The sequence below is a fragment of the Actinopolyspora mzabensis genome (genome assembly GCF_900101095.1).
GTDB lineage: Bacteria > Actinomycetota > Actinomycetes > Mycobacteriales > Pseudonocardiaceae > Actinopolyspora > Actinopolyspora mzabensis.
In genome coordinates this window covers 20,661-37,484 of sequence record NZ_FNFM01000004.1, presented here as the reverse complement: position 1 = coordinate 37,484, position 16,824 = coordinate 20,661, and the positions used below count along the sequence as shown (strand labels likewise).

14 protein-coding genes and 1 riboswitch are annotated in these 16,824 nt (G+C 67.8%); of the genes, 6 read left to right on the top strand and 8 right to left on the bottom strand.

Features of this window, described 5'->3' with window-relative positions; all coding sequences use genetic code 11:
- Window positions 1-78: 78 nt before the first annotated feature.
- The 4 genes from BLR41_RS07395 to BLR41_RS07380 all read right to left on the bottom strand — a co-directional run bounded on the left by BLR41_RS07395 (window position 79) and on the right by BLR41_RS07380 (window position 5,388).
- The gene (locus BLR41_RS07395; protein ID WP_092627274.1) at window positions 79-1,482 is read right to left on the bottom strand and encodes a cobyrinic acid a,c-diamide synthase CobB; all 1,404 of its coding nucleotides are present in this window, start codon (window positions 1,480-1,482) and stop codon (window positions 79-81) included.
- On the bottom strand, window positions 1,476-2,090 hold the full coding sequence (gene cobO, locus BLR41_RS07390; RefSeq protein ID WP_092627273.1) for a cob(I)yrinic acid a,c-diamide adenosyltransferase: 615 nt from the start codon (window positions 2,088-2,090) through the stop codon (window positions 1,476-1,478). The genes BLR41_RS07395 and cobO overlap by 7 nt, the downstream gene beginning before the upstream one ends.
- Window positions 2,091-2,452: 362 nt before the next feature.
- Window positions 2,453-4,663, bottom strand: coding sequence for a VWA domain-containing protein (locus tag BLR41_RS07385; protein WP_092627272.1), 2,211 nt, complete (start codon window positions 4,661-4,663; stop codon window positions 2,453-2,455).
- Window positions 4,664-4,700: 37 nt separating this feature from the next.
- Window positions 4,701-4,906, bottom strand: a riboswitch (cobalamin riboswitch).
- A 5-nt stretch (window positions 4,907-4,911) separates the two neighbouring features.
- Window positions 4,912-5,388: a GNAT family N-acetyltransferase gene (locus tag BLR41_RS07380; protein ID WP_092627271.1), complete on the bottom strand. Its 477-nt coding sequence runs from the start codon at window positions 5,386-5,388 to the stop codon at window positions 4,912-4,914.
- A 152-nt stretch (window positions 5,389-5,540) separates the two neighbouring features.
- On the opposite strand from BLR41_RS07380, the gene BLR41_RS07375 reads away from it, so the two are divergent.
- Window positions 5,541-6,542 carry an adenosine deaminase gene (locus tag BLR41_RS07375; RefSeq protein WP_218119996.1) on the top strand — a complete coding sequence of 334 codons (1,002 nt, stop codon included), beginning with the start codon at window positions 5,541-5,543 and terminating at the stop codon, window positions 6,540-6,542.
- 222 nt (window positions 6,543-6,764) lie between these two features.
- Here BLR41_RS07375 and BLR41_RS07370 read toward each other — a convergent pair whose 3' ends face one another.
- A complete protein-coding gene (locus BLR41_RS07370; protein WP_245693970.1) occupies window positions 6,765-7,631 on the bottom strand; it encodes a S1 family serine peptidase in 867 nt (288 codons plus the stop codon).
- 322 nt (window positions 7,632-7,953) lie between these two features.
- Here BLR41_RS07370 and BLR41_RS07365 point away from each other — a divergent pair, with 322 nt between their 5' ends.
- Window positions 7,954-8,589 carry a LysE family translocator gene (locus BLR41_RS07365; RefSeq protein WP_092627269.1) on the top strand — a complete coding sequence of 212 codons (636 nt, stop codon included), beginning with the start codon at window positions 7,954-7,956 and terminating at the stop codon, window positions 8,587-8,589.
- A gap of 71 nt (window positions 8,590-8,660) precedes the next feature.
- Here the strand turns inward: BLR41_RS07365 and BLR41_RS07360 are convergent, their stop codons facing one another.
- Complete coding sequence (locus BLR41_RS07360) at window positions 8,661-9,467, bottom strand: serine protease (protein WP_092627268.1); 807 nt, start codon at window positions 9,465-9,467, stop codon at window positions 8,661-8,663.
- Between the two features lie 357 nt (window positions 9,468-9,824).
- Between BLR41_RS07360 and BLR41_RS07355 the strand changes: the two genes are divergently transcribed.
- On the top strand, window positions 9,825-10,370 hold the full coding sequence (locus BLR41_RS07355) for a YbhB/YbcL family Raf kinase inhibitor-like protein (protein ID WP_092627267.1): 546 nt from the start codon (window positions 9,825-9,827) through the stop codon (window positions 10,368-10,370).
- A gap of 87 nt (window positions 10,371-10,457) precedes the next feature.
- On the opposite strand, the gene BLR41_RS07350 is transcribed toward BLR41_RS07355, so the two are convergent.
- Both BLR41_RS07350 and BLR41_RS07345 read right to left on the bottom strand, forming a co-directional pair.
- Window positions 10,458-11,729: a hypothetical protein gene (locus tag BLR41_RS07350; protein WP_245693969.1), complete on the bottom strand. Its 1,272-nt coding sequence runs from the start codon at window positions 11,727-11,729 to the stop codon at window positions 10,458-10,460.
- Window positions 11,726-13,264 (bottom strand): cellulose synthase operon protein YhjQ/BcsQ, encoded by a 1,539-nt coding sequence (locus BLR41_RS07345; RefSeq protein WP_092627266.1) that lies wholly within the window; start codon window positions 13,262-13,264, stop codon window positions 11,726-11,728. Before BLR41_RS07345 ends, BLR41_RS07350 begins: the two co-directional genes overlap by 4 nt.
- Before the next feature lie 463 nt (window positions 13,265-13,727).
- Between BLR41_RS07345 and BLR41_RS07340 the strand changes: the two genes are divergently transcribed.
- From BLR41_RS07340 to BLR41_RS07330, 3 genes are read left to right on the top strand one after another with little or no spacing between them, the layout of a single operon-like run.
- Window positions 13,728-14,519: a CDP-alcohol phosphatidyltransferase family protein gene (locus BLR41_RS07340; RefSeq protein WP_245693968.1), complete on the top strand. Its 792-nt coding sequence runs from the start codon at window positions 13,728-13,730 to the stop codon at window positions 14,517-14,519.
- 2 nt (window positions 14,520-14,521) lie between these two features.
- On the top strand, window positions 14,522-14,950 hold the full coding sequence (locus tag BLR41_RS07335; RefSeq protein ID WP_092627264.1) for an FAD synthase family protein: 429 nt from the start codon (window positions 14,522-14,524) through the stop codon (window positions 14,948-14,950).
- A gap of 38 nt (window positions 14,951-14,988) precedes the next feature.
- Window positions 14,989-16,803, top strand: coding sequence for a right-handed parallel beta-helix repeat-containing protein (locus BLR41_RS07330; RefSeq protein WP_092627263.1), 1,815 nt, complete (start codon window positions 14,989-14,991; stop codon window positions 16,801-16,803).
- Window positions 16,804-16,824 lie beyond the last annotated feature (21 nt).

The following is a 16,824-nucleotide window of genomic DNA, read 5'->3' as shown; positions in this document are numbered from 1 at the left end:
ACAACAGCCCGAGGACGGGGACTCACGCCCGTCCGGCGGAGGTTCCGGCGCTCGGGGCCGGGTTCACCGCCCGTGCCGTCAGCGGGAGCACTCCCGCACGAACCGCGCGATCGCCCCCGGTATAGCAACCGGGTGGGTGTGCAGGTAGGAAGCGTGCAGCCTCTCGCGCACGAATCCCTCGGTCACCACACCGTCGTCGCGCCAGAACCACGCCGGATTCTCCCCGGCTGCCCGGGTGAGCACGGTGCGGTGGAACTCGTGCCCGGACACCCTGCTTCCCTCGTCGAACAGCACCGAGTCACTCGCCGCCACCGCCTCGCGGTAGCCGAGCGTGAGCCGCGGGGACATCCGTGCGTCGGCGTCCACCACGCCGCACAGCGGATATCCGTCCAGACTCCGCGCCAGGTACAGCAGACCCGCGCATTCGGCGTGCACCGGCAGGCCGTCGTCGACACGGTTCGCGATGTGGTGGCGCAGTTTTTCGTTGGCGGACAGTTCCGCGACGTACTGTTCCGGGAAACCGCCGGGCAGAATCAATCCGCTGGTGCCCGCGGGCAACCGTTCGTCCCGCAGCGGATCGACCACGGTGACCTCCGCACCCGCCGCTCGCAGCAGCTCCACGTGTTCGGTGTAGCCGAAGGTGAACGCCGGTCCGCCCGCCACCGCCACCCTAGGCGACCCCGCCGTCACCTCGCTGTCGCCGATCGCGGTTCCGGGGCGCCACGGCTCGACGGACATTCCGGAGGCAGACTCGGCGAGCGCGGCCACCGCGTCGAGATCGACCCCCGAGGCCACGATCCGCGCCATGCCCGCGACCGCCTCATCGGCCCGTGAGCCGCGCTCGGCGGCGGTAACGAGGCCGAGATGGCGCGAGGGGACGTGCAGCTCATCGGCACGGGCGAGAACTCCGAGCACGTTGATTCCCACGGAGCGCGCGGCCTCCCGCAGGATCCCCTCGTGCCGTGCCGAGCCGACCCTGTTGAAGATCACACCTCCCAGCCGCAGTCCCGGTTGGAAAGCACGGAAACCGTGCAACAACGCGGCTACGCTCTGACTCTGCCCCTTGGCATCCACCACGAGCACCACAGGAGCGTCCAGCAGGGAGGCGACATGAGCCGTGGATCCGTAGGACGGAACCTCGTCCACGGAACCGAGCCTGCCGTCGAACAGCCCCATGACGCCCTCGACCACGGAGAGGTCCGCCCCCTCTGCACCGTGGGCGAACAACGGGGCGACACGACCCTCCCCGACCAGGACGGGGTCGAGGTTGCGGCCCGGTGCGCCGGTGGCCACGGCGTGGTACCCGGGATCGATGTAGTCGGGCCCCACCTTGAAGCCCGCCACCCTGCCGAGACGCTGGCGCAGTGCCGCGAGCAGTCCGGTCGCGACGGTGGTCTTGCCGTGGCCGGACCCCGGAGCCGCGACCACGACACGCGGACGGGCTGCCCCGGTGACCGTGGCCGAAACCCGCCGGCTCACCACTCGATCCCCTTCTGTCCCTTCTGCCCGGCATCCATCGGGTGTTTGAGCTTGCCGGTCTCCAGTGCCAGATCCGCGGCGTCGAGCAACTGCTGCGGAGCACGCCTACCGGTGATCACCACATGCTGGAATCCCGGGCGCTGCCGCAGGGTTTCCACCACTTCCGCCACGTCGACCCAACCCCAGTGCAGCGGGTAGGTGAACTCGTCGAGCACGTAGAGGTCGTGCCTGCCCTGCTCGATGCGACGGGCGATCTCGTGCCACCCCTCCAGCGCGGCCTCGGCGTGATCCTGCTCGGTGGAGCGTTTGCGGGTCCAGGACCATCCCTCCCCCATCTTGTGCCACTCGACCGGCCCACCCTCGCCGGTCTCCTCGTGCAACCTGCCGAGTGCCCGGAAGGCCGACTCCTCGCCCACCCGCCACTTGGCCGACTTGACGAACTGGAAAACCCCGATGGACCAGCCCTGATTCCAGCCGCGCAAGGCCATTCCGAACGCGGAGGTGGACTTCCCCTTCATGTCACCGGTGTGCACCGCGAGCAGGGGGCGGTTACGACGCTGCCTGGTGGTCAGCCCGTCGTTCGGCACGGAGTTCGGTTGTCCCTGTGGCATAGCGGGTTCTCCAAGCGAGGATGGTCGTTCGCTCCCACGGCCAGACCGCGGGAGGTTTACAGCGGGAGGACGTGAAGTGGGTATCCCGGTGAAGTGGGTATCCCGGTGAGGTGCGGAGAGTGCGCGGCGGCCGAACGGCGAGCGGACGCCGGTCTCCTCGGCGGCTCGCGGGAAACACGCTTCGTTCCTGGCCCGCGCTTGAGCCTCGGACGCCGAGAGAACGCCCTCGCACTCAACCGGCCTGGGGGTGCCGGGAGCGCGAGGGCGCTTTGGTCCACCCCTGGGGGTCAGGTGGACACCACGCATTGTATCAGCAATCGCCTCCGCACCGTGTGCGACGGTGCGCTCCCGACGGAGCGGAGTCACGCGAGCACCGCACCGGCTTCCCGTGCGGCGCGCACCACGCCGGCGACGTTGTCGGCGGAGAGCTCCTCCAGCCGCAGGTTGGGAGCTCCGAGCACGTGCGCCAGCCGGTCTGCCATGCCGAGACGCACCGGCCCGTTCTCGCAGTCCACCACCACGGAAGCCACGCCCATCTCGTTGAGCAGCGCGGCCGAACGCATCGCGTCGTCCACGGCGCGACGGCTACGAGTGGCGGCGTTGCCCGCGGCGTCGACGCCCACAGTGGCCTTACCGTCGGTGAGTACGACCAGCAGGGGGCGACGCTGCGGATCACGCATCCGCTCGGTACGGATCACCTTGCGAGCCGTGAGCAGCCCGCCCGCCAACGGAGTCTTGCCGCCGGTCGGCAGCCTGCGCATCCGAGTGGCAGCGGTGTCCACCGACGAGGTCGGGGGCAGAGCGATCTCGCCATCCGCACCGCGGAAGGTCACCACTCCCACTTTGTCCCTGCGTTGATAGGCGTCGCGAAGCAGCGCGATGACCGCACCGCTGACGGCGGACATCCGCTCCCTGGCAGCCATCGACCCCGAGGCGTCCACGGCGAAGAGCACCAGATTGCCCTCACGTCCTTCGCGCACCGAGTGGCGCAGATCGGTGGCGTGCAGCCGCAGGCCTGGGCCGGAACGGCCCCGGGAACGCTGATGCGGTGCCGCCGCGGCCAACGTGGCGGGCAGGTGAACACCGTGACCGTCCACCGCGGACGAGCGCACGACCTGGCCGGTGCGGGAACGCGACCGCGAGCGCCGTCCGGGCGCGCCTTCGCCGAGGCCGGGGATCTCCAGCAGGCGAGCCCGGAACGTAGTGTCCGACGCCTCGGAAGTCCGCTCGCGCGGGGCTTCGCCGGAACCGTCGGAGCTGTTCCCGTCCGAACCGTCGGCACCGTTACCGGCGGCATCGTCACCGGAAGGCGGCGCCCCTTCGGCCCCTCCCGAAGGAGCGTTGTCGGGCCCCCGGGGCGCGTCCGGAGCGCCGGTGCCGACACCGCCCCCGGAACCGTCCTCGTCGTCGGGACCCTCAGCAGGCCCGTCGGTGGGGCCGTCAGTGGGGCCGCGCTCGGAATCGTCCGACTCGGAAGCACCGTCCGAACCGGACGTGACCGAGTCCGCGCGGGGGTTCTGCTGCTGCGCCGCGTCCTGTTCGGCATCGGCCAGGGCCTGCTGCAACTGCTGCTCGTCCATCCCCGGCTCGTCGAACGGATCGCGCCGTCGGCGATGCGGCAGCGCCAGCCTCGCCGCGGCTTCCACGTCCGCCGCGGCGACGGCGTCGACTCCCCGCCACGCGGCGTGCGCGACCGCGGCACGTGCCAGCACCAGATCGGCGCGCATTCCGTCCACCTCGAACGAAGCGCACACCGAGGCGATCCGGCGAACCTCGGAGTCCGGCAGCTGGACGGAGTCGACGCGGGAGCGGGCGTCGGCGATGCGTCGCGCGAGCTCGGCGTCCTCCTCCGCCCATTCCTTCGCGAACCCGACGGGATCGGCCTCGAAGCGGAGTCGACGACGTACCACCTCGGTACGCGTGTCGACCTCTCGCGAGGCAGCCACCTGCACGGTCAGCCCGAAACGATCCAACAGCTGGGGGCGCAGCTCACCCTCTTCCGGGTTCATGGTGCCGACCAGCAGGAACGACGCCGCGTGCGAGAGCGAGACCCCCTCGCGCTCCACATGGGAGCGGCCCATTGCGGCGGCATCGAGCAACAGATCGACGAGATGATCGTGCAGCAGGTTGACCTCGTCGACGTAGAGCACCCCGCGGTTGGCCGCGGCCAGCAACCCGGGCTGGTACGCGCGGACCCCCTCGGTCAACGCACGTTCGACGTCCAGCGATCCGACCAGGCGGTCCTCGGAAGCGCCCACCGGGAGTTCCACGAGCTGGGCGGGGCGCCGAGCACCGGCCGTCGCCTCGTCGTGCGGCCCGTCGGGGCAGTCGGCGTCCGGCTCGGCGGGATCACAACCGAAGCGGCAGTTCTCGACGACGTCGAGAGCGGGCAGCAGGGCAGCGAGCGCACGCACGATGGTCGACTTCGCGGTGCCCTTCTCGCCCCGCACCAGCACCCCGCCGATACGCGGGTACACCGCGTTGAGCAACAACCCCAGTCGCAGATCGTCGTGCCCGACAACCGCGGAGAACGGGTAGCGCACGGTGGACGATGCCGATGTGGCAGCGGTCATCGCTGGTATTCCTTCCTAGGGTCTCGGACGCCCCTGGTTGCGGAACGCAGCAACGGCAGTGTCCTGACTCCCGGATCGACGCGTTTCTCCGGCCTTCCCGGGGGACTCCCGGTGACCAGTCGTGGGAAAAACGCTCCCCGGTCACAGTGGCGCCGGCCGTGCCGGATTCACACCGGCTTCCTGACCGTTGCTTGCTTGGACCACGTCGCATCCTCGCAGAAGCCCGTTCGGGCACCAAACGTCGTGCCTTATCGCGTTACTCCCGTCACGGTCGGGTCCCGATACATGTCGACGTGCGGTATCCCGTCCTCCTCGTAGGGCTCGCCGCACTCGACGAACCCGAAAGACCGGTAGAACCCCACGGCGTAGGTCTGGGAGGAAAGCACCGCGTACGACTTGCGGACCTCGGCGACAGCGGCACGCATCAGTTTCTTGCCGAGCCCCATTCCGCGGGCGGAAGGGGAGGTGCACACCCGTCCGATCCGGAAGGAGCCGTCGGGATCCTCGAGCAGTCGCAGATATCCGAGCACGCCGGAATCGGCGGAGTCGATCCAGAAGTGGCGGGTTGCCCCTTCGAGGTCACGACCGTCGAGTTCCGGATAGGGGCAGTTCTGCTCGACGACGAAGACGTCCACGCGCAGCCGCAGCATGCGGTAGAAGTCCTCCGGCGCGAGATCGGCCGTGTAGGCGCGCTGCACCGCGGTGGCGAGGGGATGCGGGGTCACCCTCCAGTACCTATCACACCGGTGCGTGATCCCGAGCGGTCGTGGCGTGCGGAGTCGGCAACGCCACGTCCCGGCGGTGGGCTCCGCGCGGAACGGGACGGAACAGTTACGTTTACTTGCTTCGGTTCGCCGCCACAGGAAGGGACGAAACATTGAGCGCGGAAACCTCGACGGCACTGCGGGTGCCCAAGACCGAGCTGCACATCCACATCGAGGGTGCGCTGGAACCGGAACTGACGTTCGCCCTCGCCGAGCGCAACGGACTCACGCTGCCGTACGCGGGGGTCGAGGAGCTGCGTGGGAAGTACGAGTTCGGTGACCTGCAGTCGTTTCTGGATCTGTACTACACCGGGATGAACGTACTGCGCAGCGCGGCGGACTTCACGGAGCTGGCCGATGACTATCTCGCCAGGGCGGCGGCGCAGGGCGTGCGCCACGCCGAGATCTTTTTCGACCCACAGGCACACACCACGCGAGGGGTGGCGCTGGAGACGGTGCTCGACGGGCTGGAGGCATCGTTGGCGAGCAGCGAGCGCCGCTTCGGGATCAGCACCGAGCTGATCGCGTGCTTCCTGCGCGACCGGGGCAGCGAGGAGGCCGCTCGGATGCTGGACGAGCTGTTGGAGCATCGGCAGCGCATAATCGGCATCGGCCTCGACTCCGCGGAGCTGGGGCATCCGCCGGGAGACTTCGCGGCGGTGTTCTCCCGGGCCCGGCAGGCGGGGCTCCGGCTGGTGGCCCACGCGGGCGAGGAGGGACCCGCGGACTACGTCTGGCAGGCGCTGGACGTGCTGGGGGTCGAGCGGGTCGACCACGGCGTTCGGGCTCTCGACGACCACGAGCTGGTCAGCAGGCTGGCGCGCGACCGTGTTCCGTTGACGGTGTGTCCGCTGTCGAACGTGCGGCTGCGCGGTGTGGAGAACCTTCGGGAGCATCCGTTGCCCCGACTGGTCGACGCCGGTGTAATCACCACGATCAACTCGGACGACCCGAGCTACTTCGGTGGGTATGTGGGTGACAACTTCCGGGCGATCGAGCGGGAGCTCGGGTTCGGCGAGACCGCACTGCGGGAGTTCGCGCGCAACTCCGTAGAGGCGTCGTTCCTCCGGGAGAGCCGACGCGAACAGCTGCTGAGCGAGATCGAGTCGGCTTGACTTCCTCCCGGCGCGAACGCCGGGACTTCCGCCGACCGGAGAAGCGGTGACCCCACCGGGAACGTGACCTCCGTATCCGCGCACCCGGACGGGTGATCGCACTCCGGGACGCTCCCGACGAGGGCAGACGCCCGTCCGGTGGGGCAGGTGCCCGCGCTCACCGGAGCGGAGTGGTGCCGGCCGGTTTTCCCGCAACGGGCCACTCCGCGTCGGCGGGCGAATTCACCGGACGGGAGCTACCGCGACGTCGCGAATCTTCGTCGTGTAGGAGGAGAGCCGCGTGTACACCCCCGGGTAGCCGGGGCGGGCGCAGCCGCTTCCGTAGGAGACCACTCCGACGAGGCTGCCGCCGACCACGAACGGCCCCCCTGAGTCGCCGCCGCACGCGTCCTTACCTCCGTCGGGATATCCCGCGCAGAACATCGCGTCGGAGTCGAAGCCCGGGTACGCCCGGGAACATCCGGAGTTCGACATCACGGGGACCCGTACCGAACGCAGCACCGGCGAGGTCGGCTCCGACTCGGCGGTGCGTCCCCACCCGTAAACGGTGCCGGTGGTGCCCGGCCGGTACCCCTCCCGCTCCCCGGCGTCCACCAGTTTCAACGGCGATGCGGAAGCCCTGCTCCGCAGGGTCAGCACGGCGACGTCGTCACCCCGGGTGAAGTGCTCGTACCGCGGGTGCCGCCACACCTCTTCGACGGCTATCACCTCGCCTTTCCGAGTTCGGAGATCGCGGCGGTCGAGCACGACTCGGATGTCGGTGGGCCTCCTGGCCGCACCGGTCGTCGGATCGAGCGTGCAGTGCGCCGCGGTAACGACCTCGCGAGCGGAAACCAGCGCACCCCCGCAGAAGTGGGTCCCCGCGGAGTCGGTGAGCGCGACGGCCCAGGGCGCGGCCTCCGGGGCGGTCGCGGTACCGCCGACGATTCTGGCCCGCACGTCACCGCGATCGGCCACCGGCTCCGCGCGAACCACATCGGTGGTCTGCACGGCCCACAACAACGGAACCAGGCAGCACACGAGCACCCGAAGTCGACGCCGCAACGGTCGGTTGGCCCCCTCGCGGGAAGGGCCGCCGTGAACGCGCAACAGTGGCCTCCAGTTCTACCCGAGCGTGGCGGATCCATGACGAAACGTATCCGCTGTTGTTGCACCGAACACAGGAGGGACAACTCACAGCTCTCATGTAATTTTTTTCGTTATACTCGACTTCGGTCGAAAAAGTTGCTTCTTAGTCGGACTTTGCACGGCATAAATCCTGAAATGCCAACCGGGCAGTCCGGCAACCAACCAGGCGGGCTCCATGATCTCCCTCGAACGTGTGAAGCCTGTCGCCCACAAGTGACCTCTTGTCGGTGAAACGCGGGTCGACGCCCCGAATCGGCCCCGGTTAAGCGCGGAAAGGAACGGCATGCTGCTGGATCCGGGAACCCTGCCGGGCTTCGTGCTCATCAGCACGGCGGTAGTACTCACACCCGGCGTGGACATGTTCCTGTTGCTTCGCACCTCGATGAGGTTCGGCACACGCCCGGGGCTGTACACCCTGGCGGGCATACACACCGCGAGCCTGGTGCAGGTGGCCTTGGTGATCTCGGGCCTGGGAGCACTCGTCACCAGCAGGCCGGAAGTGCTCTCGACGCTGAAGTGGGTGGGAGCGGCTTACCTGATCTATCTGGCAGTGACCATCCTGCGCGGACTCTGGCGCTCCCGGCACGGCGACACCGCCGAGGTGCTCGGCGACGCTCCCGCGACGCCGGATGCCAACCCGTACCTGCGGGGGCTGTTCAGCAACATCACCAATCCCAAGATGCTGCTGTTCAGCCTGGCCTTTCTGCCGCAGTTCGTAGGATCCGCGAACAGTCCGGCCCTGCAGCTGACGATGCTCGGGCTCGTTTTCCTGTCGCTGGCCGCCGTGTGGGAGCTGGCGATCGTACTCGGCGCCTCCCGAGTGGCGGGCAGACTACGGAAACCGAGCATCCGCAACTCACTCGACGTGGTCAGCGCGGCCGCGTTCCTCGGGATCTCCGTGGGACTGGTCGTCGGCTGACCGCGCCGGCGCGCTCTACCCGCGTACGGCGGCTCTACCCGCGTACGGCGGGCCACACCGGGAAACACCAGTCAGAACCGGGCCCGTATCCGCTCGGCATAGGCCGCCACCTCGGTGTAGACCCCCGGCTTTCCGGGGCGTGCGCATCCCACACCCCACGAAACGATACCGATGATCTTGTTCCCGACGACCAGTGGACCGCCGGAATCACCCTGGCAGGCGTCCACTCCCCCATCGGGATGCCCCGCGCACACCATCGCGTTCGGCACGAACTGGCGATCGTAGATCTTGGCGCACTCGGCGTCGCCGACCACCGGAACCATCGCCCGGCGCAGGACATCCGAATTCTGTCCCTCTTCGGAACGGGCTCCCCATCCCAGCACGGTCGCCTCGGTGTTGTCGCCGTAAAGGCCATCGTCGCTCGGGGCGGCCAACTTCACCACCGAACGTGATGTTGTTTCACGAAGTGTCAGCACCGCTACGTCGGCCCCCCGGTAGGGAGTGCTGTAGTCGGGGTGAACCCAGCTGTCGGTCACTCCCAGCACCCTGCCCTGCCGGCTGTTCTTGTCGGCCCGTCCGGCCACCACGCTGACCCGGGGAGCTCGGCGATCGACCACGCAGTGCGCCGCGGTCAGCACCTTGTCCGGGGCGATCAGCGCACCACCGCAGAACTGCTCCCCCCGGGAGTCGGCCAGATAGACCACCCAGGGGTACTGGTCGATGTCGGCGGGTTTTCCTCCGACGATCGGGGTGGCCGATGCCGTGTTCGGTTCGGAAGGTGGTTCCTCGGTGGCAACCGTGGCCGTGGGAAGCACCCCCCAGAACGCGAGAGTCACGAACAGTACCGCCGGAAGGTTGGGCCACAAGCCTCGTCGCATTCAAAGCTCCCTGTAGCGGTCACCGTCTTCCGGAACCGTGGTCCGAGGGGCAACGGAAAACGATTACCGGGTTTCGCGCATTGATGGTGGTTCGTAACCGGTCCGTCGCGGCCAGTGTCTACGACCCGGCTGCCGAGAGCTCAGCAGCAGGCCGACATTGGACGGCGACTCACCTGATCGAGCTACAAAATGGCGTTTCCGGCGCAGCACCGAAACCGGAGCGGGGCGGTGGGAACTCGGCGGGAGTGCCCACGATCGAAGCAAGAGCGATGATTACGGTGGAAGCGGCCGGTCACCGAGGAACGGCGATTCCGGCCGAGGTGTACCGAAATCCGATCGACGAGAAGGGTAGACGCAATGAGCCTGGAGCGTCCCATCGATCCCGATCCCTACAGTCTGCTGCCCGAAGTGCCGTCGTTCACGGTCACCTCGAAGGACGTAACCGATGGCCAACCCATGTCCAAGGCCCACGCGTACGACGGTATGGGGGCCGGTGGCGACAACATCTCGCCGCAGCTTTCCTGGCACGGCTTCCCCGAGAGCACGAAGAGCTTCGTGATCACCTGCTTCGACCCGGACGCCCCCATCCCAGGTGGGTTCTGGCACTGGGTGCTCGTCGACGTCCCTGCCTCGGTCACCGAACTGGCGACCGGCGCGGGCGACCGAAGCGGTACCGGCGTACCGAAGGGCGCCTTCCACGTGCGCAACGACGTGGGCGAGCAGGCGTTCGGTGGTGCGGCTCCCCCGGAGGGCGACCGTCCACACCGGTACTACTTCGCGGTGAACGCCGTCGACAGTGAGCAGCTCGGTGTCGACAGCACCGCCACTCCGGCCGTGGTCAACTTCATGCTCGCCTTCCACACCCTGGGGCGTGCCGTGATCGCACCGACCTACGCGCACTGAACCGTTCTTCGCGTGCGATTGGCACGGATCAACCGTAGTGCGGCCCCGAGTGAGGAACCGGGGCCGCACACGTCCGGTGTCGACGCTTCACCGGGCGTGGGAGCTCCCCGGCTCCGTCGCGGCAGCCAGGGGCACCGGTTCGGACCGGACCAACGTACGCAGCCGGTACACGGCATACCCACCGCCCAATGCCAGCGCCCAGGGCAGCACGGCAACCGGGGCGTCGAGCGCCAGCGCCGTGGTGGCCACGCCCAGCCCCACGACCGAGTCAGCCAACCGGGGGAGGAACACCGCACGGGACATGCGGCGGGTTACGAGCTCGGTGGCATAGGGCAGTCCCGCTCCCCAGCAGGCGAGGTAGCCGACCCAACCGAACACGGCCCCGGCATCGACACTCCTGCCGAACAGCGGAGGAGCGAGCAGCAGGGCCAGCACCGCGGACAGCAATCCCGCGACGACCGTTCCACCGCACAGCGACCAGGCGGCCTTTCCGATCAGACGCGGATCACGCCGATCACCACCCCGCTCACGTGCCGCCAACTTGCCCAGCAGCAGGCTTCCCGAACCGTTGATCACGACCTGTACCGGAGCGACCACCAACCGGGCGAGTTCGAGCACGCCCACAGCCGCCGTGGAAATCAACGCGGCCACCAACAGCCTGGCTGCCAGCAACGTCAGCGGACGCAACCCGGACTGCAAAGCGCGCCACACCGCGAACCGGGCCAGTCCCGGCAATTCGGCGCCCCCAGGGCGCAGACCGCGCCACTCGGAACCGGGCAACTGCCACAGCCCGAGTACTACCGCGGCGAACGCGCCGCAGCACATCGCTCCGAGCAGCACCTCCGGAGTGGGTTCCCCACTCACCGCCAGCAGTACCGGCAGCGCCGACGCGGTGACGGCAAGCGAACCCACGTCGTTGAGCAGCAGGGCGCGAAAGGAGACCCGGACCACGAACAGTCTGCGTACGGTTTCGGCGGCCAGTTTGCAGCCCACCAGCAGCGCGTACGGGACGGCCAGGCGGATCCCACCCCCGGAGAACGTCAGTGCCAGGAGCAACGCTCCCGACACGCACAACGCGGCCACCAGCAACGCCGCGCTGACCAGTGCCGCACGATAGCGGGGTTCGTGCCGGTCGAAAACTGTGAAGCTGTCGCAGACGAAGCCGATGTAGAGCGCGTTGGCTCCGACGAGCATGGCGAGCAACACCGCGAAGACACCGTACTGGGAGAGTCCCAGCGAAACGGCCGCGACCAACTGGACCAGCAGGCTGGTGGCGGCGGTGATCCCCTGTGCCGCCACTCCGGCCACACCGTCCCGAACCTGGCCACGAAGCCAGCCGGGAGCTCGGTACGAGGTCACTGTCCACCCCGGTGAACGGTTGTAGCGGAAACTCGCCCCTGCGCCTCGCCCTGCTGTTCGGTGGGCTGCGCCGTAGTCGGCGAGCTCTGGGAAGCGAAGGTGAAAACGTAACCGGCGATCTTGCCTCCCAGCAGCTCGATCCGTTCCCGTGCCCTGCGCAGCGCGGCGACGGAACGTTCCTTGCGGACGGTGAGCACGACTCCGTCCGCGGCGGGGACCAGGGCACTGACCTCCGGTGCGGACTCCAGCGGCGGCAGATCGACCAGCACGAGATCGTAACCACCCCGGGCCTCCACCATCGCTCTGCGCAACAGCGAGGAACGGAAGTAGTCGGGAGCTCCCTCGCTGGCACGCCCGGCCGGGATGACGCGGAACTCGATACCGGGCCCCACCTCGATGACCCTGGTGGAGGCGTGCACGGTCGCCGCGCCGGTGGCGATGGGGGCCATGCCGTACCAGTCGTTCTGCAACGCGACGTTGTGCGAGAGTTCCCGGGTCCGAACAGCAGCGTCCACCACCAGCACCCGGAGACCGTCCCGTGCGGCGGCTCCCGCCACCTGCAGCACCGTCGTGGTGGCGCCGTCCCCGGCGGAGACTCCCGTGACAGCCACCAACCCACCTCGGACGGTGTTGCGCAGTACCGAGGAAACGAGACGGTAGGACCCGAGCGGCGGAACCACCAGGTTGTGCAACCGAGCGGTCTCTCCCTCGCCGAGCGCTTCCACCTCGCCCAGCAGCGGTTCGTCGGACAACCGCGCGAGGTCCGCGGCATCGCGCACCCTACGGTTGCGATCGGCACGCGCCCAGGCGACCGTCGCGGCCAACAGCACTCCCACCGCGAATCCGACGAGCGCGTCACGCAGCAGGGCGGTGATGACGCCCGAGGAGTCGGTAACAGCCCTGTCGACAAAGGACACACCATCGCCGAACTGGTCGGAGGCGATCCTGATCTCGGTTATGCGCTGGTCCAACTCGCTGATGGTGCGGCTGGAGGCGGCATCCACGCCGGAACCCGATTCGGCGACGTCGGCAACCAACTGCTCGCGTCGGTTGCGCAGCGCCTGCAACGCCTCGTCCGCCGCCGCGGAGACCTCGGCCTTGGACTCTCGCTGGTAGGCGGTCACGACGGCGTTGGCGATCTCGGTGGACCGCTCGGCATCGCCGATGTCGACCCGCACGAGAATCGAGTCGCCGTTGTCGGAGGCCTTGGCGGTGACCGCCTCACGCAGTTCCTTGATCGTCTCCTGCCCGCCGAGCCGTTTCCGGGCGGCCCCCAGCGTGCGATCGGAGGTCACGAACAGCGCACGCTGGTTGACATAGCGCACGAACCCCGATTCGCTGGTGACCTCGAAACCCAGCGCCTGCGCCGAATCGGGGGCCTTGAGCACGATGCGGGCCTCGGCCACTCCGGCACTACCCACGGTTAGCGCGACGAGGACGCTGACAAGCACGGTGCCGAGGACGATCCCGAGCGAACTCAATCGATAGCGCCATAACGCGCCGAGAATGTTCGGCGCGGGCAGGGGTTCATTCATACGAGCTCCATTCGACGCGTGAGCGGCCACCGGAGACGGTCACGATCGAGCTGGTCACCGCGCCGACAGGCACGGGTACGGCGACACCGATCACGATAGCCTCCGCGGGTCCCCGACCCGCGAGCGGACGATTATCTCGTCCAACCGGTCCGAAGTGTCCGAACAACGTGCCGGTCGGCGTGCTCCGCGGGAGAGCTTACGCCGGGTGTGGGTCACGGTGTCACTCCCCGAGGCGAACACCATGATTACGATAACGGTGTAACGAACGGCGCCCACTTGACGAGTATCCGGACACGTCCGAGAGTCTGACGAATCGCGAAGTTTCCGCCCGCTCGGAGCACCCGGCGATTTCTCCGACTTCTCGAGTGAACGCTCCTCGGAAACATCGATTCGATAACAGCCCGCCCGGATCCGGGTGATGCATTCGGACAGAGCTACGAGTACCTTCGACGAAGGAGATCCTGTGCGCGGACCTGCCTTACGGAGTGGTTCCCGGCCCGGGAACGATCGGGCCGACTCGGCGTTTCGGGAAGCGTTACACCGCCTCCCCGGAGCGCAGAAGTCGGCCGGCGGAGCACCCGCGTACTCCAGGTTCATCAACCGCAAGGCGGGCGGTTACCTCGCCGCCGCGGCGTATCCGGCCGGGTTCACCCCCAACCAGGTAACCACCATGAGCGCGGTGTTCACGTTCGGTGGAATCCTCGGGTTGGCCACCGTTCCTCCTTCCCGTCCACTGGGTGTGATCGTCGCGCTGACCCTGCTGCTCGGTTACGCGCTCGACTCCGCGGACGGGCAGCTGGCCAGACTGCGGGGTGGCGGAAATCCGGCCGGGGAATGGTTGGACCACATCGTCGACAGCACGAAGATCCCCACGCTGCACCTGGCGGTGCTGCTTTCGACGTTTCGGTTCGGGGACACGGCGCACGCGTGGTTGTTGGTTCCGCTCGGTTTCGCGGTGACCGAAAGCGTGTTGTTCTTCGCCATGATTCTCAACGACCAGTTGCGGCGCGCACATTCGAAACCGTCCTCCGCATCGTCGACGAATTCCACCTCGTCGGGAGTCACCAAGTCATTACTGGTCGCACCGACCGACTACGGAGTGCTGTGCTTATGCTTCATTCTTTTGGGCGACAGGATTCCTTTCATGACGGTGTACACGATGTTGTTCGCGGCACACCTCTGTTTCGCCTGTCTGGCACTACCGAAATGGTTCCGCGAGATGCGGGCACTGTGCCCCCCGGATTCGGGAAGGTGAACATGCCGGTGATCGGATACGCGCCCGGTGCCTACGACATGTTCCACATCGGCCACCTCCGGATTCTGCAGCGAGCGCGTTCGATCTGCGACCGGCTCGTCGCCGGTGTCGCAACCGACGAGATGATACTGCGCGCCAAAGCCAGGCATCCCGTCGTTCCGTTCGAGGAACGACTCGAGATCGTCGCGAGCGTCCGGCACGTGGACGAGGCGGTGGCCGACCCCCATCTGGACAAGTTCCTGGCATGGCGGAAGGTCGGTTTCCACGTCCTGGTCAAGGGTGATGACTGGAAGGACACCGAACGGGGCGAGGACCTGGAGAGCAGGCTGGGAGCCGTGGGAGTCAGAATCGTGTACTTCCCGTACACCGCACACGTGTCCAGCACTGCCCTCCGTGACCGGATCTCGGTACCCGAGTGTCCCGGCGGCTGACCGAGCAGCACACGACTACCCGATGAGGCCAACCCGAGATGTTTCCGCTGGTTCCGCGCACGAAGAAACACCGAAACCGACTCGTCATCGCCTCGGGAGCGATCCTGCTGTGCGCCGCGGCCGTACTCGCGGGAATCCTGGTAAGGACCAATTCCGGAACGGCGGAACCGGTGGGCAGGCATCCGCTCCCCGACGCCTCCCCGCTCCCCACGATTCCCGGCACGACCGCACCGGTCTCCCCGGACGCGCTGTTCGTGGCCACCGATGGCTCCGACGACGCCGCGGGCACCAGGCAAGCACCGTTGCGCACTCTCTGGGCGGCGGTGGACAGGGCAGGCTCACCCTCGACGATCGTGCTCCGCGAGGGAACGTACCGGGAGAGTGTGGGAATCGTGCGGAAACGGTTGCGGATCAGATCCTTCCCCGGTGAACAGGTGTGGTTGAAGGGCAGTGAGGTCGTCGCGGACTGGACCCGCACCGAACGGGGATGGCTGCACCGGGACTGGTCACCGGGTTACTGTCGGGACTGCTTCCTGCCGAAGATAATCGATTCCCAGCATCCGAACGCCGGCCTGCCGGACATGGTCTTCCTGGACGGGGAACCGTTGCGCCAGGTGGCCGAGCGCGAGGAGGTCAGCCCGGGTACCTTCCACGTCGACACCGGTGACAACACCCTGCTGTTGGGCTCCGACCCGACCGGCAAAACCGTCGAGGCGAGTGTGCATCCGTGGCTGCTGCAGTTCGACGGCTCACGCGCGGCGGGCAGCAGGCTGCTCGGTGTAGGGATCGCGCATTACGCCTCCCGGCAGGAATACGGCAGGAAAGGCGCGATGGTGGTGGTCAACGCCGCCGATGTCGTGCTGCGCGACAACGCGTTCGCGTGGTCGGCATCCAGCGGGGTGGCCGTGTTCGCCCCGAACGCCGAAGTGGACGGCAACATCATGGCCGACAACGGTCTGGTGGGGCTGATGTCGAACAAGGCGCACGACGTACGCCTTGTGGACAACCGGGTGGTGCGAAACAACCGGGAGCGATTCGCCCTCTCCGGGCCCGCCATCGGGGCAGGTGGCGTGAAGATGACCCGCACCCGGGGCGCGCTGATCGAGCACAACTCGTTCGTGAACAACATCGGCACCGGTTGGTGGTGCGACCTGGGCTGCACCGACGCGACTGTCGTGCACAACACCACACGTGACAACGCCAAACACGGCTTCTACTACGAGGTGTCCTCGCGAGCCCTGTTCGCCTCGAACCTGGTTTCGCACAACGACCGGTTCGGTGTGAAGATCTCCAGCGCCGACCACGTCGGATTCCGCAACAACACGTTCTGGCGGAATCACGGTTCCCTGGGGATTTACAACGATCCGCGCCCGCCCTCCTCCGATCCCTACAGCCACCAACTGGGCCAGAGCTGGATCACAGCCGACACCGAGATCGTGAACAACCTCTTCGCGGGAACCGCTCGCGACGAACCGTTCATCAGGATGGGCGGCGACAAAGCAGCGGACGTGCGCACCCCTGCTTTCGTGTCGCGCAGCGACGGAAACGTCTACCTGCGGGGCAACGAGCCCTACCTCGCGGAGTGGTACCACGGTGACGACGAGAACAGCCGGTTCGAGTCGCTGGCCGAACTGACCGAGGCAACCGGACAGGGCGAGCACAGCACTTCGAAGCGCACCGAGCGTCACCCGTTCCGCGCGCCGGAAGGCGGGGACTTCCGGCTGCGTGACGGGGCGGTGGGGTTCAGGGCCGGACGCCCGCTACCGGAGGATGTCGCAGAGGAACTCGGCGTGCCCGCGTACCGACGTCCGGATGTGGGGCTGCTGACCGACCCCGGAGCCCGCGGGAGTTGAGCGGACCGGCCCGATCCGCCC